The organism is Georgenia faecalis, from assembly GCF_003710105.1.
In the GTDB taxonomy this organism is placed as follows: domain Bacteria; phylum Actinomycetota; class Actinomycetes; order Actinomycetales; family Actinomycetaceae; genus Georgenia_A; species Georgenia_A faecalis.
Genome location: NZ_CP033325.1, coordinates 353,213 through 376,224 on the forward strand (window position 1 = coordinate 353,213; position 23,012 = coordinate 376,224).

Here is a 23,012-nt window from a genome sequence, read left to right on the forward strand (position 1 = left end):
CACCACCCCTAGACCGCACCACCCGCACCACCGCCGCACCCCCCACCCCGTTCAAGGAGGAACACCCATGACCGCGAGCACCATGCGTCGCCGGTTCACCGTCGCCGCCGGCATCAGCGTCGCCGCCCTCACCCTGGCCGCCTGCACCGGCAACACCCCGGAGGAGGTGGCGACGGACAGCGACATGCAGAGCGCCGCCCCCGCCGCGGGCGGGAACGACGAGGAGGGGGAGACCGTCACCATCGGGTTCTCCGCCCCCGCCGCCGACCACGGCTGGATGGGCGCGATGACCACGCAGGCGGTGGACGAGGCCGCCGAGTACGGCGACGTCGAGCTCCTCGTCGCCGAGGGCACCAACGACGTCAACCTCCAGATCAGCCAGATGGAGACGTTCATCAACGACGGCGTCGACGCCATCGTCGTCGTTCCCTTCGACGGCGCGGCGCTCACCGGCGTGGCCCTCGAGGCCATGGAGGCGGGGATACCCGTCATCAACGTCGACCGCGAGTTCTCCGACCCCAACGCCGCCCGCGTCACCATCCTCGGTGACAACTACGGCATGGGCGTCAGCGCCGGCGAGTTCATCTGCGAGCAGCTCGGCGACCAGCCCGACGCCGTCGTCGCCGAGATCGCCGGCATCGACAACCTGCCCCTCACGCAGGACCGCAGCCAGGGCTTCGCGGACGCGCTGTCCGAGTGCGGCCTCGACGTCGACAACCGCGTCGCCGCCGACTTCACCGTCCAGGGCGGGGAGTCGGCCACGGCCAACCTCCTCCAGGCCGCGCCCGAGATCCATGCCATCTGGAACCACGACGACGACCAGGGCGTCGGCGTCCTGTCGGCCATCGACAACGCCGGCCGCGACGAGTTCATCCTCGTCGGCGGCGCCGGCTCGGCGAACATGATGCGCGAGATCGAGTCCGGCGAGTCCGTCGTCCAGGCGACGGTCGTCTACCCGGCCACCCAGGCGGCCGACGGTATCCGCATCGCCCGCCTGCTCGCCCAGGGCAACGCGATGAGCGACCTCGTCGAGGTCGAGGTGCCCCGCACCATCCAGCTGTTCGCCCCCGTGGTCACCGCCGACAACGTCGAGCAGTACCTCCCGCACGCCTTCGAGTCCTGAGCCGGGGAGCACGATGACTGGCACGAACGCGCCGCTGCGCGTGGCGATGATCGGGTACGCCTTCATGGGGCGGGCCCACTCCCAGGCGTGGCACACCGCGCCGCGCTTCTTCGACCTGGCACGCCGGCCTGAGACGGCCGTGCTCGTCGGGCGGAGCAGCGCGAGCGTCACCGAGGCGGCCCACCGACTGGGGTGGGCCGAGGCCGCGACCGACTGGCGGGAGGTGGTCGCCCGGGACGACATCGACCTCGTCGACATCTGCACGCCGGGGGACACCCACGCGGAGATCGCCATCGCAGCGCTGGCGGCCGGTAAGCACGTCCTCGTCGAGAAGCCGATGGCCAACACGTTGGCCGAGGCCGAGTCGATGGCCGCGGCGGCCCGGGCCGCCGCGGCCGCCCGCGTGCGCGCGATGGTCGGCTTCACCTACCGTCGGGTCCCCGCCGTCCGGCTCGCCCGCGAGCTCGTGGCGGAGGGCCGGATCGGGGAGGTCCGGCAGGTGCGCGCCCAGTACCTGCAGGACTGGCTGGCCGACGCCGAGGCCCCGCTGTCCTGGCGGCTCGACAAGGAGAAGGCGGGGTCGGGGGCGCTCGGCGACATCGGCGCCCACATCGTCGACCTCACCCACTTCATCACCGGCGAGACGGTCACCGGGGTCAGCGGGACGCTCGACACGTTCGTCAACGAGCGCCCGGTCGCGGAGAGCTTCTCCGGCCTGCACGGCAGCGGGGGCACCGAGCGTGGCCCCGTGACTGTCGACGACGCCGCGGTGTTCTTCGGCCGCCTCACCGGCGGCGCCCCGGCCGTCTTCGAGGCCTCCCGCGTGGCGTGGGGCCGCAAGAACGCCATGCGGATCGAGATCTCCGGTTCGCTCGGGTCGCTGGCCTTCGACTTCGAGGAGATGAACGTCCTCCACCTCTTCGACGCGACGGAGGAGTCCCGCACCGCCGGGTTCCGGCGGATCCTCGTCACGGAGCCGGACCACCCGTACATCGAGCACTGGTGGCCCGCCGGTCACGGGCTGGGCTACGAGCACGGGTTCACCCACCAGGTCGTCGACCTCGTCACGGCGATCGCCGACGGCACCCAGCCCGAGCCCTCGTTCGACGACGGCCTGGCCGTCCAGCGCGTCCTCGACGCCGTCGAGCGTTCGGCGGCCAACCACAGCACGTACACCCCGTTGGGAGACTGACAGATGGCACGACCCGTCACCCTGTTCACCGGCCAGTGGGCCGACCTGCCGCTCGAGGAGGTGGCCCGCCTCGCCTCCGGGTGGGGCTACGACGGCCTGGAGATCGCCTGCTGGGGCGACCACCTCGACCCCTGGCGGGGCGCCGAGGACGACGCCTACATCCAGGGCAAGCTCGACCTGCTCGAGCGGTACGGGCTCCAGGTCCACGCCATCTCCAACCACCTCAAGGGGCAGGCGGTCTGCGACGACCCGATCGACGAGCGGCATCACGCGATGCTCTCCGACCGGGTGTGGGGCGATGGCGACGCCGAGGGCGTGCGCCAGCGCGCGGCCGAGGAGATGAAGCTGACGGCCCGCACGGCCGCGCGGCTCGGGGTGAAGACCGTCGTCGGTTTCACCGGGTCGGCCATCTGGAAGTACGTCGCGATGTTCCCGCCGGTCTCGGAGGAGCTCGTCGAGGCCGGGTACCGGGACTTCGCCGACCGGTGGAACCCCATCCTCGACGTCTTCGACGAGGTGGGCGTGCGGTTCGCCCACGAGGTGCACCCCAGCGAGATCGCCTACGACTACTGGACCACCGTGCGCACCCTCGAGGCGATCGGGCACCGGGAGGCCTTCGGCCTCAACTGGGACCCGTCGCACTTCGTGTGGCAGGACCTCGACCCCGTGGGGTTCATGTGGGACTTCAAGGACCGGATCTACCACGTGGACTGCAAGGACGCGAAGCGCCGGGTGGGCAACGGCCGCAACGGCCGGATGGGCTCGCACCTGCCGTGGGCCGACCCCCGCCGCGGCTGGGACTTCGTCTCCACCGGGCACGGCGACGTCCCGTGGGAGGACTCCTTCCGGATGCTCAACACCATCGGCTACGAGGGCCCCATCTCCATCGAGTGGGAGGACGCCGGCATGGACCGCCTCGTCGGGGCGCCCCAGGCCCTGGAGTTCGTGCGCTCGCTGGCGTTCGACCCGCCGTCGGCGGCCTTCGACGCCGCGTTCGCCAGCCGGTGACCACCGCACAGTGACCCCCGCCCCGTGACGGTCGCCGGCGCTCCGGCCCGGTGACCGTCACGGGGTACCGCTGACTTCCCCACCCGCCCATCCCGCGGCCGGCACCCACCGGCCGCCGCACCGAGAGAGGAGAACGAGAGAACCAACCGGTGCTCCACCTTGTTCACGAATCAAAGGAGATCTTCGTGGCACGACGACCCGCACCAACTCGACGCCCGGTGACCGTGATGGCCGCCGCACTGACCGGGACGCTCCTCGTCCCGATGGCGATGGGCGCAGCCCAGGCCGCCACCCCGATCCAGCCCGCGACGCTACGGCCGGCGGTCCAGGTCCCCGACCCGGACGAGCCCGGCGACGGGAGCTTCGACGCCCTCGTCTTCAGCAAGACCGCCGGCTTCCGGCACTCCTCCATCCCCGCCGGCATCGCCGCGATCGACGCCCTCGGTGAGGAGAACGGGTTCACCGTCACCGCCACCGAGGATGCCGGCGCCTTCACGCCCGAGAACCTCGAGCAGTACGAGGTGGTCATCTGGCTGTCCACCACGGGCGATGTGCTCAACGAGACGCAGCAGGCGGCGTTCGAGCAGTACGTCCAGGGCGGTGGTGGCTACGCGGGCATCCACGCCGCGAGCGACACCGAGTACGACTGGGAGTGGTACGGCGAGCTCGTGGGCGCCTACTTCGAGTCGCACCCGCCGGGCACGCCCGCCGCGACGGTCGACGTCGCCGACCGGGTCCACCCCTCGACGGCGCACCTGCCCTTCGAGTGGGACCGCACCGACGAGTGGTACACCTACCAGGACAGCCCGCGCGGGGACGTCCACGTCCTCGCCAGCCTCGACGAGACGAGCTACGACGTCGGCACCCACGCCATGGGCACCGACCACCCCATCGCCTGGTGCCAGAACTTCGACGGTGGTCGTTCCTGGTACACCGGCGGCGGCCACACCGACGCCTCGTTCGCCGAGCCGGCCTTCCTCGAGCACATCCTCGGGGGCATCCAGACGGCCGCCGGCGTGGTGGACGCGGACTGCGCCGCCACGGTCGCCGACTCCTTCGAGAAGGTCACCCTCGTCATCGGCGAGGAGAACGTCGGCGAGCCGATGGCCCTGGCCGTCCTGCCCAACGGCGACGTCCTCCACTCCGCGCGCGACGGCCGGCTGTTCTACACGACCGCCGACGCCGAGAGCGGCGTCGCGGGCACCATCCCCGTCTACAACCACGACGAGGACGGCCTCCAGGGCATCGCCGTCGACGCGAACTTCGCCGAGAACCGGTGGGTGTACGCCTATTACGCCCCGCCGCTGAACACGCCCCCGGGTGACGCCCCGGAGTGGGGCACGGCCGCGGACTTCGCCCCCTTCGACGGCTACAACCAGCTCTCCCGGTTCAAGCTCACCGAGGAGGGCACGCTCGACCTCGCCTCCGAGCAGAGGATCCTCCAGGTCGAGGCCGACCGCGGCACCTGCTGCCACGCCGGTGGTGAGATCGACTTCGACGCCGAGGGCAACCTGTGGCTGTCCACGGGCGACGACACCAACCCGTTCGCCTCGGACGGTTACAGCCCCATCGACGAGCGCGAGGGCCGCAACCCCGCCTGGGACGCCCAGCGTTCTGCGGCCAACACCAACGACCTGCGGGGCAAGCTGCTCCGCATCTCGGTCAACGAGGACGGCACCTACGCCATCCCCGAGGGCAACCTCTTCGCGCCCGGCACGGCGCTCACCCGGCCGGAGATCTACGCCATGGGCTTCCGCAACCCCTTCCGGTTCGCGGTGGACAAGGAGACCGGCTGGGTGCACCTCGGTGACTACGGTCCCGACGCCGGTGCGCCGAACCCCGCGCGCGGGCCGGGCGGGCAGGTCGAGTTCAACCTCATCAAGGAGCCGGGCAACTACGGCTGGCCCTACTGCCACGGCGACAACGACGCCTACATCGACTACACCTTCCCGGCGCGTGGTGCTCCGGCCGGCACCCCGGGCGTCTCGGGCGCGCCGTTCGACTGCGCCAACCCGGTCAACGAGAGCCCGAACAACACGGGCCTGGAGCAGCTGCCCCCGGTCGTGCCGGCGTGGCTGCCCTACGACGGCGGCTCGGTGCCGGAGCTCGGCACCGGGAGCGAGGCGCCCATGGGCGGGCCCACCTACCGCTACGACCCGGAGCTCGAGTCGGACACGAAGTGGCCCGAGTACTGGGACGGCAAGACGCTCAATTACGAGTGGGGCCGCGACTGGATCCGCGAGTTCGTCATCGACGACGACGGGGGCCTGGTCGACATCATCCCGTCGCTGGACTGGCTGGCGCCCTCGAACCCGATGGCGCTGGAGTTCGGCCCGGACGGGTCGCTCTACATCCTCGACTACGGCAGCGGCGGGTTCTTCACCGGGGCGCCCGACTCGGCGGTCTACCGCGTCGACTACGTCGCCGGCAACCGCAACCCGGTGCCGAGCATCGTCACCTCGGCCACCAACGGCCAGGGGCCGCTCACGGTCGAGTTCGACGCCACGGGCTCCGTGGACCCCGACGGTGAGCCGCTGAGCTACGCCTGGGACTTCACCAACGACGGCACGATCGACTCCACCGAGCCGACCGCCAGCTTCACCTACACGGAGAACGGGCAGTACACCGCCCGCCTCACGGTGAGCGCCGGGGAGGGCGAGGACGTGCGGACCGGGACCGCGACGGTGAACATCATCGTCGGCAACACCGCGCCCGAGGTCACCCTCGAGATCCCGCGCAACGGAGGGATCTTCGACTTCGGTGACACGGTGCCCTTCCGGGTCACCGTCACCGACGCCGAGGACGGGGAGATCGACTGCTCCCGGGTCCGGGTGGAGTACGTCCTCGGCCACGACGACCACGGTCACCCGTTGTCCCGCGCGACCGGCTGCGAGGGGGTCATCACGACTCCCGCGGACAACGGTCACGGCCTGGACGCGAACATCTTCGGTGTCATCAACGCGTCGTACACCGACCTCGGCGCCGAGGGCCTGCCGGCCCTCAGCGGGAGCGACGAGGCGGTGCTCCGGCTGCGTCACCAGCAGGCGGAGTTCTATACCGACTCCGAGGGCGTCAACGTCTTCACCAAGGTCGGCTCCCGCGGCGGCAAGCAGGTGGGCGACATCCACAACGGTGACTGGATCGCCTTCGAGCCGATGGACCTCACGGGCATCGACGAGATCTCCTTCCGGTACAGCTCCGCCGGAGCGGGTGGCACCGTCGAGGTGCGCAAGGGCGCCGTCGACGGCCCGCTCATGGCGACCGTCCCGGTGGGCTCCACCGGCGGCTGGGAGACATGGGCCGACACGGAGACCGTCGCGGTGACCCCCGTCGGGGGCCCGGAGCCGGTGTACTTCGTGTTCGTCAACGGTGCGGCGGGCGCCGGCACGGCGCTCTTCGACATCGACGAGATCCAGTTCCACGGCCCGGGAGCATCCCAGCCCGGCCCGGACCCCGATCCCGACCCGGTGTGCGAGGACCCCGACGCCGACATCACCGTCAGTGACGAGTTCGACGGCACCGAGCTCGACCCGTGCCGCTGGGAGGTCATCGACCGCAACGCCGACCTGCTCGAGGTCAGCGACGGCGCCGTGCGCCTCACGACGACGAACAACGACATCTACGGCACCGACAACTCCGTCGTCCCGAACATCCTGCGCTCCGCGCAGGAGACGGGCGACGAGTGGACGGTCGAGACGTCGTTCTCCGGCGGGCTGCCGAGCATGTACCAGCAGGGTGGCCTCATCGTCTACGGCGACGCGGACAACTACGTCAAGCTCGACGCGGTGTCGGCGGGAGCCGACGCGTTCCGCGTGGAGCTGCGCAGCGAGGTCGGCGGGGTCATCCAGGACCCGCAGCAGGACCTCAACGACCTCGTCCTGCCCGAGGGTGGGGCCTACCACCTGCGCCTCACCCGGGACGGGAACACCTTCACCGGTGCCTTCTCGTACGACGGCGAGGAGTGGATGGACCTGCCCAGCGCGGTGGCGAACGCCGCTGTCGGGGACGCCGCCCCGGGTCTCTTCGCGCTCGGTGCTCAGCAGACCGCGCCGACCACGCTCGCCTTCGACTACTTCCACCTCGTGGGTGAGGACCCGGGCGGACCCGGGGAGCCGGTCACCGTCCCCGTGGAGAAGGTCTCCATCGGGATGTACAGCCTGATCCCGTGGGTGCAGGAGGAGGGGGTGGCCGCGGTCATGGAGCGGCTGGCCGAGATCGGCTTCGAGAACATCGAGCCGTTCGGCGGGACGTTCTCCGGGTACACCGCGGAGGAGTTCCGGGCCCTGGCCGACGACCTCGGCCTGCGGATCCCCTCCTCGCACTACAACACCGACGAGGCGACGTTCGACGAGACGCTGGAGTTCGTGGGCACCCTGGGCCAGGAGTATGTGGGCTCGGGCGGGTTCGCGGCTCCGGGCATCTCGACGTACGAGAACACCCTCGCGACCGCGGCGGCGATGAACCGTCTCGGCGAGGCCGCGGTCGAGGCCGGGTTCGAGAAGTTCTTCGGCCACAACCACGCCACGGAGTTCACCACCACCTACGAGCACGAGGGTGAGGTCATGTCGGCGTGGGAGATCCTCGTCGCGGAGACCAACCCCGAGTGGGTGACCTTCCAGGTCGACGTGGCGTGGGCGACGCACGGCGGCGTCGACGTCCCGGCACTGCTCGAGGAGTATGGGGACCGGATCGAGCTGCTCCACATCAAGGACGCCACGAACCTCGGTGGTGCGGGCGGCCCGACCTTCACCAACCTCGGTGAGGGGGACGTGCCGCTGCAGGAGATCCTCGCCGCGGCGCAGGAGCACGCTGACATCGCGTACTACGTCATGGAGTACGACGTGGCACCGGAGGGTGAGGAGTTCGCCAGGACCGGGTTCGAGTACCTCACCGGCCTGCCGGCCGGCGAGCCCGAGCCGCCGACCTGCGAGCCGGTCGACGTGGAGGACGGCTACACGGCGCTGTTCGACGGGACCCAGGCGAGCCTGGACGAGTGGAGCATGGCCGGTCCGGGCAGCTTCGAGCTGCAGGAGGACTGCTCCGCCCTCTCCGTGGGTGGGATGGGCCTCATGTGGTACCCGGAGGAGTTCGAGTCCTACAGCCTGCGGCTGGACTGGAAGATGAGTGGGGACGACAACTCCGGTGTCTTCGTCGGGTTCCCGCACCCGGGTGACGACCCGTGGGTGGCCGTCGAGGAGGGCTACGAGATCCAGATCGACGCGACGGACGAGGACGACCGCACCACGGGTGCGATCTACACGTTCCAGAGCGCCGACCTGGACGCGCGTGACGAGGCCCTCAACCCGCCGGGAGAGTGGAACGCCTACGAGATCGTCGTGGACGACCCGATGATCCGGGTCTACCTCAACGGTGTGCTCGTCAACGAGTTCACCTCGACCGACCCCGACCGTGATCTCAGCGAGAGCTTCATCGGGCTGCAGAACCACGGCGCGGACGACGAGGTGGCGTTCCGCAACGTCCGCATCGCCGAGCTCGGTGAGCCCGGTCAGCCCGGCGAGCCCGGCGAGCCCGGCGAGCCCGGTCAGCCCGGTCAGCCGGGTGAGCCCGGTCAGCCGGGTCAGCCCGGTCAGCCCGGTGAGCCGGGTCAGCCCGGTGAGCCGGGGGAGCCTGGCGCGCCGGGCCAGCCTGGCGCGCCGGGTCAGCCCGGGGCGCCCGGTCACCCGGGGGCACCCGGGGCCGACGGTGACGGTGGCGGCGCCGGTGGCGGCGGGGACTCCCCGCGTCCGGGTCGCCCCGGTGGGCTGCCCAACACCGGTGTGGAGCTGAGCCTCCTCGGGGGCGCGCTGCTCCTCGCGGTGGCCGGCGCGGTCGCGCTGCGGATGCGTCGGGCGACGCTCGGCAGCTGACCCTGCACGCACGAGGGCCCCTGGTCCGGCTCCGGCCGGACCGGGGGCCCTTGTGCGCCGGGGCACCTGGCGGCGTGCGCGTCGCCGGAAGTAGCCAGTCGCCGGAAGTAGCCAGTCGCCGAAAGTAGCCAAGAGTCGCGAACGCAGGCAGGACGCGCGCATTCCTTGACGGCGCTCACTGCCCGACTGTTACCTTCGTCACATACATCATCACCGGCCTGGGGCAGCGCTGCGCCAGGTGGCGGAAGCCACTGTCCTGCCGGGATCGCGACTGCTCGCCAGCCCTCATCACGGGCGCCCGGGCGGTCGAGGTGCCCTTCCCACCTCGCTGGGCGCCGCGGCTTCGTAGAACCAGCAGAGACGGTGAACCGCAGGTCCACCGGCCCGCGTCACGTTGTCGAAGGAGATGTCTCGTGGCACGTCAACCAGGACCGGCCCTCGGGCGGCGAGCGTGCGGAGCGGCCGGCGCCGTGACGGTGCGGCCGTCGGCCGCCACCGGGGCCGGAGGCCCGCGGTGACCACGCCGCCCCCGCTGCTGCGGATGCGGGGGATCACCAAGTCGTTCTTCGGGGTGCAGGTCCTCAACGGGATCGACATGGAGGTGCGCGCCGGGGAGGTGCACGCCGTCGTCGGAGAGAACGGGGCGGGCAAGTCGACGCTCATGAAGATCCTCGCCGGGGTGCACCCCGCCGACGGGGGCTCCATCGAGCTCGACGGCCGGGCCGTGAGCTTCACCCACCCCCTCGAGGCGCAGGCCGCCGGGGTGACCACGGTGTTCCAGGAGTTCAACCTCCTGCCCGAGCGGACGGTCGCCGAGAACGTCTACCTCGGCCGCGAGCCGCGCAGGTTCGCCCTGGTCGACGGCGCACGCATGGTGCGCGACACCGCCGCTCTCCTCGACGACCTCGGCATCGAGACCATCGCTCCGGACGTCAAGGTGCGGGCCCTCTCGGTCGCCGAGCAGCAGGTCGTCGAGATCGTCAAGGCGATGTCATTCGACGCCCGGATCATCTCGATGGACGAGCCCACCGCGGCGCTCGCCGACCACGAGGTCGAGCTGCTCTACCGCCTTGTGCGCCGTCTCCAGGAACGCGGCGTCGCCGTGCTGTACGTCTCGCACCGGCTCAAGGAGATCTTCCACCTGTGCGACCGCATCACCATCCTCAAGGACGGCAGCCTCGTCGACACGGTCGACGCCGCGAGCATCACCTCCGACGAGCTCGTGCGGAAGATGGTCGGCCGGTCGATCAGCGCCCTGTTCCCTCAGCCCCGGGAGGGCACCCGCACCGGTGACGTCCGGCTCTCCGTCCGGGGGGCCGGCAACCTCATGGTCCGCGACATCAGCTTCGACGTCCGGGCGGGGGAGATCGTCGCGCTCGCCGGGCTCCAGGGCAGCGGGCGGTCCGAGATCGCGCACGCGCTCTTCGGCGTCGAGCGGTTCCGCACCGGCGAGATCCACCTCGACGGCACGCGCATCGACCCGCGCTCACCGCGGCAGGCGGTGCGCTGCGGCCTCGCGCTCGTCACCGAGGACCGCAAGGCCGAGGGGCTCGCCCTCAACCAGTCGGTCATGGCGAACGCCCGCCTCGTCCTCGACGCCGTCGTGCCTCGACGCGCGAACCAGGCGGCGCGGCGCATCCCGGAGATCCTCTCCTCGCTCGAGCTCGCCGCGCGCAGCGGCAGCCACGAGGTGCGCTTCCTCTCCGGCGGCAACCAGCAGAAGGTCGTCCTGGCGAAGTGGCTCGTCACCGACCCGGCCGTCATCGTCATGGACGAGCCCACCCGCGGCATCGACGTCGGCGCGAAGCGCGCGGTCTACGAGCTCATGCGGGACCTCGCGGCCCAGGGCGTCGCCATCGTCCTCATCTCCTCCGAGCTGCCGGAGGTCATCGGGATGGCTGACCGGATCATCGTCCTGCACGACGGCGAGATCAGCGGCGAGCTGCCCGGAGGCTGCGACGAGGAGGCCGTCATGGCGTTGGCCACCCGGCACGAGTCGGTGGAGGAGATCGCATGAGCACGACGTCGACGGTGGCCCCGGCGTCCGCCGGGCGCGCGACCCCGCGCGCGCCCCGCCGGAACCCGCTGCGGTCGGTCCCGCTCATCTCCGTGGCGCTGCTCGTGCTGCTCGTCGTCGCCGGCATCCTGCTGGCCTCCCGGGGCGAGAACCTCCTCAGCGCCGGCTCGATCGTCGACATCCTCACGCGTTCCAGCCTCCTCGGCTTCATCGCGATCGGGCAGACGCTCGTGATCCTGTGCCGGTCCCTCGACCTCTCGGTCGGTTACGTGGCGGCCCTGAGCAGCCTGGTCGCCGCCGTCGTCATGGACGGGGAGCCGTCGCGCATCCTCCTCGGCGTCGCCGCGGCGCTCGGGATCGCGGCCGCCGTCGGGCTGTTCAACGGGATCGTCACGACCAAGCTCGGCGTCCACGCCTTCATCACCACGCTCGGGTCGGGCCTCATCATCAAGGGCTTCCTCGACACCCGGTACCCCGGCCCGTCCGGGTCGGTGCCCTCGGCGTTCCAGGGCTTCGGCTACACGCGCATCGGCGTGCTGCCGGTCTCCGCGATCATCATGCTCGTCATCGCCGCGGCCGGCGCCCTCATGCTCCACCGCACCCGGCTGGGGCACAGCATGTTCGCCGTCGGCGGCAACATCGACGTCGCGCGCCTGTCCGGCATCCGCACCGACCGCACGCTCATCCTCGCGCACGTCATGTGCTCGACGATGGCCGGCCTCGCCGGCCTGCTCCTCGCGGCCCGGTTCAGCACCGGCGTCGGGGCGCAGATCTACGGGGCGGGCTACGACCTCGACTCCATCGCCGCCGTCGTCCTCGGCGGGACGCTGCTCCTCGGCGGACGCGGCGGCATCGGCGGCACGATCGCCGCGGTCCTCATCCTCGGCGTCCTCGACAGCCTCTTCAACCAGCTGCAGATCAACCCGTTCTTCCGGGACGTCCTGCGGGGCGTCATCATCATCGCCGCCGTCGCCCTGTACGCCCGGCGGCAGATCGACCCGAAGAAGGCCCGGGTGCGGTTCCGGGACACGACCTCACCGAGCGCCGCGGAACCACCGCCCGCGACCGAGGGAGGCCGCTCATGAGCACCCGCACCGGCGCGGCACCGGGCGGGCCGCCGTCCTTCCTCGCGCAGCTCAAGCAGAACGGCAGCGGGCCGGTGCTCGTCGTGCTGGCGGTGCTCGTCGCCGTCATGGCCGTGCTCAACCCCGGGTTCTACGAGCCGCCGTCCCTCATGGCGTTCCTGCGCAACGCCGCGCCGCTCGTCATCCTCGCGATCGGCCAGTACTTCGTCATCGTGGCGGGCGAGTTCGACCTCTCGGTCGGCAGTCTCGTCGGCGCGCAGGTGGTCATCGCGGCGCGGCTCATCAACGGCGAGGAGGACCGCACGTGGCCCGTCATCGCCCTCATGGTGGGCTTCGGGCTGCTCGTGGGGCTCGTCAACGGCCTCATCACCACCCTCCTGCGGGTGCCGTCGTTCATCACCACGCTCGGCACGATGCTCGTGCTCTACGGCGCGATCCGGATGTGGACCGGGGGGTCGCCCACGGGCGCCCTCTCCGAGGGCTTCCGCCAGTGGGGGCGCCTGGGTATCGACATGCCCGTCCTGCGTCAGCTGCCCTACGCGCTGCTCATCATGATCGCCCTCGCCGTCGTCGGGATCCTCGTCATGCGCTCCTCCTACGGGCGGGTGCTCATGGCGACCGGTGACAACGACACCGCTGCCACCTTCGCCGGGGGCCGGGTCTGGCTCGTCCGGACCGGGGCGTTCGTGCTCTCCTCCCTCTTCGCCACCGTCGCCGGCATCCTCGTCGGCGGCTTCGCCGGGGTCACCGCCCAGGTCGGCCAGGGCATGGAGTTCACCGCCATCACCGCCGTCGTGCTCGGCGGGGTCCTCCTCGGCGGCGGGCGCGGGTGGGTCGTCGGGGCGATGGCGGGCGCGTTGACCTACCAGCTCCTCGAGCGCCTCCTCGTCCAGCTCGACATGCCCTCGACGCTCAACCCGACGATCCAGGGCGTCATCATCATCGCCGCCGTCGCCTTCGCGGCGGACCGGTGGCGCACCCGACGAGGGCGGACCGCCCCGCAGACGCCCGCCGAGCCCGAGCCCGTGGGAGTCGCATGAGCTGACCCTCGAGCAACGCCCGTCCCGCACTCACGCACGTCCCGACTTCTCATCGCTACCAAGGAGGGTATTGATGCAGCGAAAGCTCCGCGTGACCGCCGGCATCCTCGGTCTCGGGCTCGCCCTGACCGCCTGCACGACCGACGCACCGACGGACACCGAGGACCCCACCACCACCGCCGCGCCCACCACGGAGAGCGGCACCGACGCCGCCACCGCCGCCGAGGGCGGCACCGAGGAAGGGGAGTTCTTCGTCCGCGCCGACTACGAGACCGAGCTCGCCCAGCGGGACATGACCCCGGAGGGGGACCCCGAGACGCCCTGGCTGCAGATGATCGAACCCATCGAGATGGCCGACACCGCCGAGTTCGCCGCGGAGGGGCCGCAGACGCTGTGCTTCTCCAACGCCTCGATCTCCAACCCGTGGCGCGTCACGGGCTGGACCACCATGCAGCAGCAGGTGGAGGTCCTCCAGGCCGAGGGGGTCATCGGCGAGTTCCGCGTCGCGGACGCCGGCGACGACGACAACAAGCAGATCTCCGACATCGAGTCCTTCATCTCCGACGGCGACTGCGGCGCCCTCATCATCTCGCCGTCGACGACGGCGACCCTCACGCCCGCCGTCGAGGCGGCCTGCGAGAGCGGCGTGCCGGTCATCGTCTTCGACCGCGGGGTCAACACCGACTGCGCCGTCACCTTCATCCACCCCATCGGGGGGTACGCCTACGGCGCGAGCGGCGCGGAGTTCCTCGTGGAGAACCTCGAGCCGGGCTCGACGGTGCTGGCGCTGCGGATCCTGCCCGGCGTGGACGTCCTCGAGCACCGCTGGGGCGCCGCGAACGACATCTTCTCGCAGAGCGACCTCGAGGTCGTCGGCGTGGAGTTCACCGGTGGGGACGGCGCCCAGATCAAGGACATCGTCACCCAGTACCTGCAGCGCGGGGACGTCGATGGCATCTGGATGGACGCCGGTGACGGCGCCGTCGCCGCCGTCGAGGCCTTCGAGGACGCGGGCGCGGACTACCCGGTCTTCGTCGGGGAGGACGAGCTGAGCTTCCTGCGCAAGTGGGAGGACACGGGCATGACGGCAATCGGCCTCAGCTACTCGAACTTCCAGTGGCGCACGCCCGTCCTGGCCGCCCAGATGATCTGGAACGGCGAGGAGGTGCCCGCGGAGTGGGTCCTGCCCCAGGCGCCCATCACCGAGGACGACCTGGCCGACTACCTCGAGCGCAACGTCGACATGCCGTCGTTGCACTACGCCAAGTTCGGCGGCGAGGACCTGCCCGGGTTCCCGGACGCCTGGCAGGGCCGCTAGCGCCCGACGTCAGCACGCCGTGGGGGGCGCGTGCCGGCCGGTCCCGGCACGCGCCCCGCACACCCCGCGCCGAGCCCCGACGCCCGGCACCGACGATGAAGTGGACGGACGATGACGTCTCGCCAGATCGGCGTGAACACCTGGGTGTGGACCTCCCCGCTCACCGACGACTCGCTGCGCCGGCTCGCCCCCACGATCAAGGACTGGGGCTTCGACCTCGTGGAGCTGCCGGTCGAGAACCTCGGCGACTGGGACCCGGTCGCCGCCGCGGCGCTGCTGGGCGACCTCGGGCTCGGGGCCACGGTCACGCTCGTCATGGGTGCGGGCAGCGAGCTCGTCGCCACCGATGCCGCCACCGTCCGCAGGACCCAGGACTACCTCCGCGGCGTCATCGACGCCGCCCGCACGGTCGGGTCCCCGGTGATCGCCGGGCCGGCGTACGCCTCCGTCGGCCGGACCTGGCGGATGGACCCGGGCGAGCGCCGCCGCTGCTACGGCGAACTCGCCGAGCACCTGGCGCCCGTCGCCGAGCACGGCCGGGCCGCGGGCGTGACGCTCGCCGTCGAGCCGCTCAACCGCTACGAGACCTCGCTCCTCAACACCGTCGACCAGGCGCTCGAGGCCCTGGCGCCGCTGCCGGACGTCGGCCTGCTGCTCGACGTCTACCACATGAACATCGAGGAGACGGATGTGCCGGCGGCGATCCGGCGCGCCGGCGCCCGCATCGCCCACGTCCAGGTCTGCGCGAACGACCGCGGCGCGCCCGGGGCCGACCACCTGCCCTGGGCGCAGATCCTTGCGGCGCTCGACGACGCCGGTTACGTGGGCCCGCTGTGCATCGAGTCCTTCACCGCCGAGAACGCGACCATCGCGACCGCGGCGTCGATCTGGCGGCCGCTCGCCGTCACCCAGGACGCGATCGCCGTCGACGGCCTCGCCCACCTCAAGGAGCTGATGCCCAGCAGCTGACGCGCGGGGGGTCGCCTGTCGGCGGCTGGAACTCGCCGGTGGCGCCTGGTCGCCGCCGGCACCGGATCGACTCCATGTGGAAGGACACGACATGACACCCGAGTTCAGACGGGGGGCGAGGCGGACACTGACGTCGGCGTTCGCCGGCGTGCTGGCCCTGTCCCTGCTGACCGCGATACCCGCGGCCGCGCAGACGGCGCCCCCACCGGCCGAGGACGACGCACCCCGCGTCCTCATCTTCACGAAGACCACCCAGTACCGGCACGAGGACGCGATCGCCGAGGGCACGCCGGTGCTCATCGACGCCTTCGAGGACGCGGGCATCGACTCCGTGCACACGGAGGACTCGACGATCTTCAACGACGAGGACCTGGCGGAGTTCGACGCCCTGGTGATGTTCCAGGCGTCGGGCGACCCGTGGAACGCCGAGCAGAAGGCGGCGCTCGAGCGCTACCAGCAGGCCGGCGGCGGCATCGTCGCCATCCACAACGCCACCGACATGCGCGGCAACTACGCCTGGTGGGACACCATGATCGGGGCGCTCATGCCCGGTCACGCCGCCACCGGCACCGACCCGGGCCTGCCGGGCACCGTCCGGGTGGAGGACCAGCACCACCCCTCCACCGAGCACCTCCCGCAACGGTGGGAGCGCGCCGACGAGTGGTACAACTACTCCGCGAACGTCCGCGGCCAGGCGCACGTGCTCGCCACGATGGACGAGACGACCTACGCGCCCGGCGGCAACGCCATGGGCTACGACCACCCGATCTCCTGGTGCAAGCCCTACGACGGCGGCCGCTCCTGGATGACCGGCATGGGCCACTTCGGCTCCCACTTCACCGACGAGCCGGACCTCGTCCAGCACATCGTCGGCGGCGTGCAGTGGGCCGCGGGCCTGGTCGACGGCGACTGCGGCGGCACGGTCTGGGGCCAGTACGAGCGGGTGGCCCTCGACCAGAACACCTCCGCGCCCTTCGGCATGGACGTGGCCGACGACGGCCGCGTCTTCTTCACCGAGCTGGTGCGCGGTCAGGTCCGCGTCTACGACCCCGCGTCGCGCACGACGACGACCGCGCTCGAGCTCGACGTCTACTCCGGCGGCGAGGACGGCCTGCTCGGCATCGCCCTCGACCCCGACTTCACCGAGAACGGGCACCTGTACCTCTACTACTCGCCGGCGAGCGAGGACGACACCGACCCGGCGAACTTCTTCAGCCACCTGTCGCGGTTCACCATGGACCACGAGACCGGCATCATCGAGCCGGACACCGAGCGCGTCCTGCTCGAGGTGCCGGCGCGGCGCCTGCCCGACGAGCCGGGGCACACCGGTGGCGTCGTCGAGATCGACTCCGAGGGCGTCCTCTACCTCGGCGTGGGCGACGACGTGAACCCGCACTCGGAGCCGTCCGGCGGCTACGCCCCGCTCTCCGAGCGGGACGGCACGTTCCACGACGCCCGCGCGACGTCGGCGAACAGCAACGACCTGCGCGGGAAGCTGCTGCGGATCGACCCGATCGACGACATCCCGGCGGACGCGGAGCCCGGCGAGGGGAGCACGTACACGATCCCCGAGGGCAACATGTTCGACGAGGCGGCGGACACCGCGGACAAGACGCTGCCCGAGATCTACGCCATGGGCTTCCGCAACCCGTTCCAGTTCGCCATCGACGAGGAGACCGGCCACATCAGCCTGGCCGACTACTCGCCGGACAACAGCAACGACAACCCGGCCACCCGCGGCCCCGCGGGAATCGCCGAGTGGATGCTCATCACCGAGCCCGGCTTCTACGGCTGGCCGCTGTGCATGGGCAACAACGAGCCCTTCCGCGACGTCGACTACCGGACCAACCCGGTCACCGTGGGGGACTACTTCGACTGCGCGAACCCGGTCAACGACTCCATCCGCAACACGGGCCTGACCGAGCTGCCCGCCGCCGTCGCCCCCGACATGTGGTACGGCTACCGGCGCAGCTCCCACGGCGCCATCCCCCAGGGGGGCGGCCTGGCGCCGATGGGTGGCCCGTTCTACCACTTCGACGAGAGCCTCGAGTCCGACACGAAGTTCCCGCCGGCCTTCGACGGCCAGCCGTTCTTCTTCGAGTGGGCCCGCAACAAGATGTACTCCCTCATCCTCAGCGAGGACGGGCAGGGGCTGGAGAAGGTCAACCCCTTCCTCCCCTCGGAGCCGTTCATGGCACCGATCGAGGCGAAGTTCGGCCCCGACGGCTCGATGTACGTCCTCGACTGGGGCGGCGGCTTCGGCCGGCACAACCCCGAGTCCGGGCTGCACCGCATCGACTACGTCTCCGGCTCGCGCTCCCCGTCCGCGGTGGCCACGGCCACCCCGGACAGCGGCCAGGCCCCGCTCGAGGTCACCTTCGACGGCTCTGGGAGCACCGACCCCGAGGGCGAGGAGCTCACCTACGCGTGGGACTTCGACGGTGACGGCGAGACCGACTCCACCGAGGTCCGCCCCACGACGACGTACACCGAGAACGGCGTGTACGACGCCCGGCTGACCGTCACCGACCCGCACGGCAAGACCGGCACGACGAGCGTGCCCGTCACCGTGGGGAACACCCGCCCGGAGCTGAGCTTCGTCCTCCCGCCGACCGGCGCGTTCTTCGACTTCGGAGACGTGCTCTCGTGGGAGATCGAGGCGACGGACGCCGAGGAGGAGATCGCGGACGAGGACATCATCGTCCAGGTCGCTCTCGGCCACGACGCGCACTCGCACCCGGCCGAGCCGCTCTCCGGCCGCACCGGGTCCGTCCAGACCAGCCTGGGCGGGGGGCACAGCGACGACATGAACGTCTTCTACGTGCTCGACGCCCGGTACACGGACTCCGGCAGCGAGGGGGTGCCCAGCCTCACCGGGCAGGACACCTCGCTGCTGTTCGGCAAGGTCCGCGAGGCGGAGTTCTTCACCGACTCCACCGGCGTGACGGCGGCCGCGTCCCGCGACATCGAGGGCCACGGCACCTCGATCAGCGGGCAGGACGGCGCGTGGGCCTCCTACGACCCGGTCAACCTCCTCAACATCGACCGGCTGCACCTGCGCGTCGCGTCCGCGACGGGCGGGGTGATCGAGCTGCGGCGCGACGCCGTCGACGGCGAGCTCCTCGGCACCGCCGAGATCCCCTCGACCGGCGGCCTCGCGCAGTACACCGACGTGGCCGTCGACGTCGTCGACCCGGGGGAGTCCTTCACCCTGTACGTCACCTTCCCCGGTGCGGGCGAGCGCAGGCTCAACTTCATCGAGGCCGAGGGCAAGGGGGTCTCGCCCACGACGACACCGCGCGTGGCCATCACCGCACCGACGGCGGACCAGACCCTCGAGCCGGGTGAGATCACCGTGACCGCCGAGGCAACGGACGCGGAGAACGAGATCGTCGAGGTCGAGTTCTTCGTCGACGGCGAGTCCATCGGCGTCGACGACGAGGCACCCTACAGCGTCACGTGGGAGGCGACGGAGGAGTCGGTGTTCCAGCTGACCGCCGTCGCGACCAACGACAACGGCGCCTCGACCACGTCGCGGATCGTGCCCGTCACGGTCGGTGACCCGCTCGGCGGCTTCAGCCAGTTCACCAACGCCGGCGGCGAGTTCTCACGGGGTGAGGACGGGTCCTTCGTCATCACCTCCGGCGGCGCGAACATGTGGAACGCGACCGACCAGTACAGCTCCCTGTACCTGCCCGCGGGTGCCGACGAGAACTGGTCGGCCACGGTCAAGGTCAACAGCCAGACCAACACCCACGGCAGCGCCAAGGCCGGCCTCATCGTCCGCAACGACATCACCGCACCGGGAGCGTCCCCGGGCTACGCAGCCCTCGGCATCCGTCCGAGCGGTGGGTTCGAGTGGCTGAGGTCGACCAACACCTCCGGCCAGCTCAACGCGTCGACCGCGGCGGGCGCCACGACCTACCCGGCGTGGACGCGCATCGTGCGGGACGGCGACGAGTACACCGCCTTCTGGAGCACGAACGGCGAGGACTTCACCCAGATCGGTGAGCCCGTGACGCTGCCCGGGGCGGCGTCCGTGCAGGACATCGGCCTGTTCGTCACCGCCCACCACGCCTCGGCGCGGAGCACGGTCGAGTTCACCGACTTCGTCTTCGACGACGACCCCGGAGCCGACCCCGACCCGGACCCCGATCCCGACCCGGGGCCGGTGTGCACCACGACGCTCAGCGACGAGTTCGACGGCGAGGAGCTCGACGCCCAGCGCTGGCCGACGGTCCGCTCCGCCGAGGGCTCGCCGGTCACGCTCGCCGACGGTGCCCTGCAGCTGCCGGTCACCGGTGCCGACATCGACGGCGCCAACACGGGGCCGATCAGCTTCGTCGGGCAGCCCGTGCCGTCCGGCGCGTGGCAGGTCGACACCCAGGTCTCCGTCGAGCACGAGCGTCACTGGCAGTACAGCGGCCTCATGCTGCACTCCAGCGACGACGACTACACCAAGCTGACGTTCACCAAGCACGAGAACGGCAGCCGTTTCCTCGAGTTCTGGACCGAGGCCGGCGGGTCGCGGACCCAGCACGCGCCCAACGTCACGCTCCCGACCGACGCGTCGGCCTCCGTCCACCTGCGGCTGAGCAGCGACGGGTCGGCCGTCACGGCGGCGTACTCGTTCGACGGCGTGACGTTCACCGCGCTGAGCGGATCGGCGGTCCTCGACCCCGAGGCCACCATGGGCGTCGTCGCCGCCGGGGACACCGGGGAGCCGGACGCCGTCGCCGTGGTGAACCACTTCCGCGTCACCCCGGACTCCGACGACGACGGCGAGCGTGAGCCGAGCGACGAGTTCGACGGCGACGCCCTGGACGGGTGCCGCTGGGACCGCACGGTGCGGTACACGGCCGAGAACGTCTCGGTCGCGGACGGGGAGCTGCGCATCCGCACTGCGCTCGGGGACATCAATAACGACAACCCGATCTCGCCGGAGAACTTCATCCTGCAGACGGCGCCCGAGGGCGACTGGACCGTCGAGACGCGGTTCCACGCTCCCTTCGTGCACCGGTGGCAGTACGCCGGCCTGCTCGCCTACGGCAGCGACGACGAGTACGTCAAGCTCGACGTCGTCGCCCGCAACGCACCGGGGGCGGCGCTCAGCCTCGGCGCCGAGCTCGTCTCCGAGGTCGGCGGCGCCTTCGGTGCCGGCGGCAACGTCGCGGTCGACCTCGACGGTGCGCCCGAGGGGGACTACTGGCACCTGCGGCTGAGCCGGACGGGTGACGACTACGAGGGCTGGGTGAGCGAGGACGGCGAGAGCTGGACCTCGGTCGGTGCGGTCACGCACGCCGGTGACCTCACGTCCTTCGGCCTCGTGGCGATCGGCCCGGAGCAGACCGAGCCGGTCACGGTCGCGTTCGACTACTTCCGCCTCGTGGAGGACGACGTCGACGTGGACGCCCCGACGGTGTCGGGCAACGTGCTCGGGACCTCGACCGGTGAGTTCGGACCCATCGAGCACGGCGGCGCCGGCACGGGCCTCGTGGTCGAGGGGACGGCGACGCTGGAGAAGACCGCGACGGGCACGAGCGTCTCGGTGCGGGCGACCGGCTTGCGTGCGGGGCAGGAGTTCCCCGCGCACCTCCACGACGGGGCGTGCAGCAGCCACGGCGGTCACTACAAGCACGACCCGGCGGGGCCGGCGGCGCCGCCGAACGAGATCTGGGTGTCCTCGGACGAGGACCCCCGTGGGGGCCTCGTCGCCAACCAGCAGGGCACCGCCGTCGGTGCCGGCGCGGCTCCCTGGGTCGCCCGTCAGCAGCCGCTGTCGGTGATGATCCACGAGTCCCAGGCACCGGGGCTGCCGGTCGCGTGCGCCGACTTCGCGGCGTACGACGCGCCGGCCCGCCTCGTCCTGGACGCGGCCGACGACGAGGGCTCCGGCGTCGACACCGTCGAGTACTCGCTCGACGGCGGAGACTGGATGCCCTACGACGGTGCGGTCTCGGTGTCCGAGCCGGGCGAGCACACCGTGGCGTTCCGCGCGACGGACGTGGCGGGCAACGTCAGCGAGGTCCAGGAGATCGAGTTCGCGGTCGCCGACGACGGCCCGGCGGAGCCGGTCCTCGTCCCGGTCGAGAAGGTCTCGATCCAGATGTTCTCGCTCATCCCGTGGGTGCGGGAGGCGGGTCTGCCCGACGTGCTCGCACGCCTGGCGAGCATCGGGTTCGAGAACATCGAGCCGTACGGTGGGAACTTCTCCGGGTACACGGCGGAGTCATTCCGGGCGATGACGGACCGACTCGGTCTGCGGGTCCCGTCCTCGCACTACAACACCAACGAGGCGACCTTCGACGAGACGCTCGCGTTCGTGGAGACCCTCGGTCAGGAGTACGTCGGCTCGGGCGGGTTCGCCTCCCCGGGCATCGGCTCCTACGAGAACACCCTCGCGACGGCGGCGGCGATGAACCGCCTCGGCGAGCGGTCGGTGGAGGCCGGGTTCGAGAAGTTCTTCGGCCACAACCACGACGGTGAGTTCCGGACCACCTACGAGCACGAGGGTGAGGTCATGTCGGCGTGGGAGATCCTCGTCGAGGAGACCAACCCCGAGTGGGTGACCTTCCAGCTGGACGTCGCGTGGGCCGCGCACGCGGGCATCGACGTCCCGGCGCTCATCGAGGAGTACGGGGACCGGATCGAGCTCCTGCACATCAAGGACGCCACGAACGTCGGTGGCGCAGGTCGCCCGGTCTTCACCAAGCTCGGCGAGGGTGAGGTGCCGCTGCAGGAGATCCTCGCCGCGGCGCAGGAGCACGCGCCGATCGCGTACTACGTGCTCGAGTACGACCAGTCCCCGGTGGGCGAGGAGTTCGCCGCCGAGGGCTTCGAGTACCTCACCGGCCAGCCGGCCGGCGAGCCCGACCCCGACCCGGAGCCGCTGGACGTCTCGGTGGAGACCAGCGCTCGGTGCGTGGTGGGCCGGACGGTCCTCACCGCCCGGGTGACCAACGGCGAGGGCGTGCCGGTGTCGGCGGAGATCTCCTCGGCGTACGGGACGCGTTCGTCGGCCTCGGTGGGCGCGGGGGCCAGCGCGCTCCACGCCTTCACCACCCGGCTGGCGCAGGTGCCGGCCGGGGAGTTGTCGGTGACCGTCTCGGCGACGATCGACGGCGAGGTGGTGACCGAGGTGATCGACGTGCCGTACGCGGCGCACTCGTGCTCGTGAGCGCGTGAGCGCGTGAGCGCGTGAGCGCGTGAGCGCGTGAGTGGGTGAGGGGCGGTGGTCCGGCGAGCAGCCGGGCCACCGCCCCTCATGTCGTCCGGGGAGCCGCACAGAGGCGCCGCCTGCCCGGTCCCGTCCGCGACCGTCGGCCCGGGTGGCGCGTGGAATATCCGACCCGGGGTACTTGTAGCGTCCATTTGACAGAAGGTCATTGACTGG

10 protein-coding genes are annotated in these 23,012 nt (G+C 71.3%); all 10 read left to right on the forward strand.

The genetic code is table 11. The features are described 5' to 3' along the window. Positions 1 to 67: 67 nt before the first annotated feature. The 10 genes from EBO36_RS01485 to EBO36_RS01540 all read left to right on the forward strand — a co-directional run bounded on the left by EBO36_RS01485 (position 68) and on the right by EBO36_RS01540 (position 22,796). Positions 68 to 1,123 (forward strand): substrate-binding domain-containing protein, encoded by a 1,056-nt coding sequence (locus EBO36_RS01485; RefSeq protein ID WP_122823063.1) that lies wholly within the window; start codon positions 68 to 70, stop codon positions 1,121 to 1,123. Positions 1,124 to 1,136: 13 nt separating this feature from the next. Next, a complete protein-coding gene (locus EBO36_RS01490; protein ID WP_122823064.1) occupies positions 1,137 to 2,315 on the forward strand; it encodes a Gfo/Idh/MocA family protein in 1,179 nt (392 codons plus the stop codon). Positions 2,316 to 2,318: 3 nt separating this feature from the next. Next, positions 2,319 to 3,323 carry a sugar phosphate isomerase/epimerase family protein gene (locus tag EBO36_RS01495; protein WP_122823065.1) on the forward strand — a complete coding sequence of 335 codons (1,005 nt, stop codon included), beginning with the start codon at positions 2,319 to 2,321 and terminating at the stop codon, positions 3,321 to 3,323. Positions 3,324 to 3,550: 227 nt separating this feature from the next. Further along, positions 3,551 to 9,190: a ThuA domain-containing protein gene (locus EBO36_RS15415; RefSeq protein WP_222928747.1), complete on the forward strand. Its 5,640-nt coding sequence runs from the start codon at positions 3,551 to 3,553 to the stop codon at positions 9,188 to 9,190. 541 nt (positions 9,191 to 9,731) lie between these two features. After that, positions 9,732 to 11,207, forward strand: coding sequence for a sugar ABC transporter ATP-binding protein (locus EBO36_RS01515; RefSeq protein WP_206515622.1), 1,476 nt, complete (start codon positions 9,732 to 9,734; stop codon positions 11,205 to 11,207). Beyond that, on the forward strand, positions 11,204 to 12,292 hold the full coding sequence (locus tag EBO36_RS01520; RefSeq protein WP_122823067.1) for an ABC transporter permease: 1,089 nt from the start codon (positions 11,204 to 11,206) through the stop codon (positions 12,290 to 12,292). The genes EBO36_RS01515 and EBO36_RS01520 overlap by 4 nt, the downstream gene beginning before the upstream one ends. Continuing rightward, the gene (locus tag EBO36_RS01525; RefSeq protein ID WP_122823068.1) at positions 12,289 to 13,332 is read left to right on the forward strand and encodes an ABC transporter permease; all 1,044 of its coding nucleotides are present in this window, start codon (positions 12,289 to 12,291) and stop codon (positions 13,330 to 13,332) included. The genes EBO36_RS01520 and EBO36_RS01525 overlap by 4 nt, the downstream gene beginning before the upstream one ends. A 73-nt stretch (positions 13,333 to 13,405) precedes the next feature. Then, positions 13,406 to 14,650, forward strand: a complete 1,245-nt coding sequence (locus EBO36_RS01530; protein ID WP_122823069.1) for a substrate-binding domain-containing protein — start codon at positions 13,406 to 13,408, stop codon at positions 14,648 to 14,650. 111 nt (positions 14,651 to 14,761) lie between these two features. Then, positions 14,762 to 15,619 (forward strand): sugar phosphate isomerase/epimerase family protein, encoded by an 858-nt coding sequence (locus EBO36_RS01535; protein WP_122823070.1) that lies wholly within the window; start codon positions 14,762 to 14,764, stop codon positions 15,617 to 15,619. Positions 15,620 to 15,710: 91 nt separating this feature from the next. Beyond that, positions 15,711 to 22,796, forward strand: a complete 7,086-nt coding sequence (locus EBO36_RS01540) for a ThuA domain-containing protein (protein ID WP_122823071.1) — start codon at positions 15,711 to 15,713, stop codon at positions 22,794 to 22,796. Positions 22,797 to 23,012 lie beyond the last annotated feature (216 nt).

What these genes read in the sequence shown, in the direction of transcription:
- EBO36_RS01485 (WP_122823063.1), top strand. Translation starts at nt 68, where the DNA reads ATGACCGCGAGCACCATGCGTCGCCGGTTCACCGTCGCCGCCGGCATC.
- EBO36_RS01490 (WP_122823064.1), top strand. Translation starts at nt 1,137, where the DNA reads ATGACTGGCACGAACGCGCCGCTGCGCGTGGCGATGATCGGGTACGCC.
- EBO36_RS01495 (WP_122823065.1), top strand. Translation starts at nt 2,319, where the DNA reads ATGGCACGACCCGTCACCCTGTTCACCGGCCAGTGGGCCGACCTGCCG.
- EBO36_RS15415 (WP_222928747.1), top strand. Translation starts at nt 3,551, where the DNA reads ATGGCCGCCGCACTGACCGGGACGCTCCTCGTCCCGATGGCGATGGGC.
- EBO36_RS01515 (WP_206515622.1), top strand. Translation starts at nt 9,732, where the DNA reads ATGCGGGGGATCACCAAGTCGTTCTTCGGGGTGCAGGTCCTCAACGGG.
- EBO36_RS01520 (WP_122823067.1), top strand. Translation starts at nt 11,204, where the DNA reads ATGAGCACGACGTCGACGGTGGCCCCGGCGTCCGCCGGGCGCGCGACC.
- EBO36_RS01525 (WP_122823068.1), top strand. Translation starts at nt 12,289, where the DNA reads ATGAGCACCCGCACCGGCGCGGCACCGGGCGGGCCGCCGTCCTTCCTC.
- EBO36_RS01530 (WP_122823069.1), top strand. Translation starts at nt 13,406, where the DNA reads ATGCAGCGAAAGCTCCGCGTGACCGCCGGCATCCTCGGTCTCGGGCTC.
- EBO36_RS01535 (WP_122823070.1), top strand. Translation starts at nt 14,762, where the DNA reads ATGACGTCTCGCCAGATCGGCGTGAACACCTGGGTGTGGACCTCCCCG.
- EBO36_RS01540 (WP_122823071.1), top strand. Translation starts at nt 15,711, where the DNA reads ATGACACCCGAGTTCAGACGGGGGGCGAGGCGGACACTGACGTCGGCG.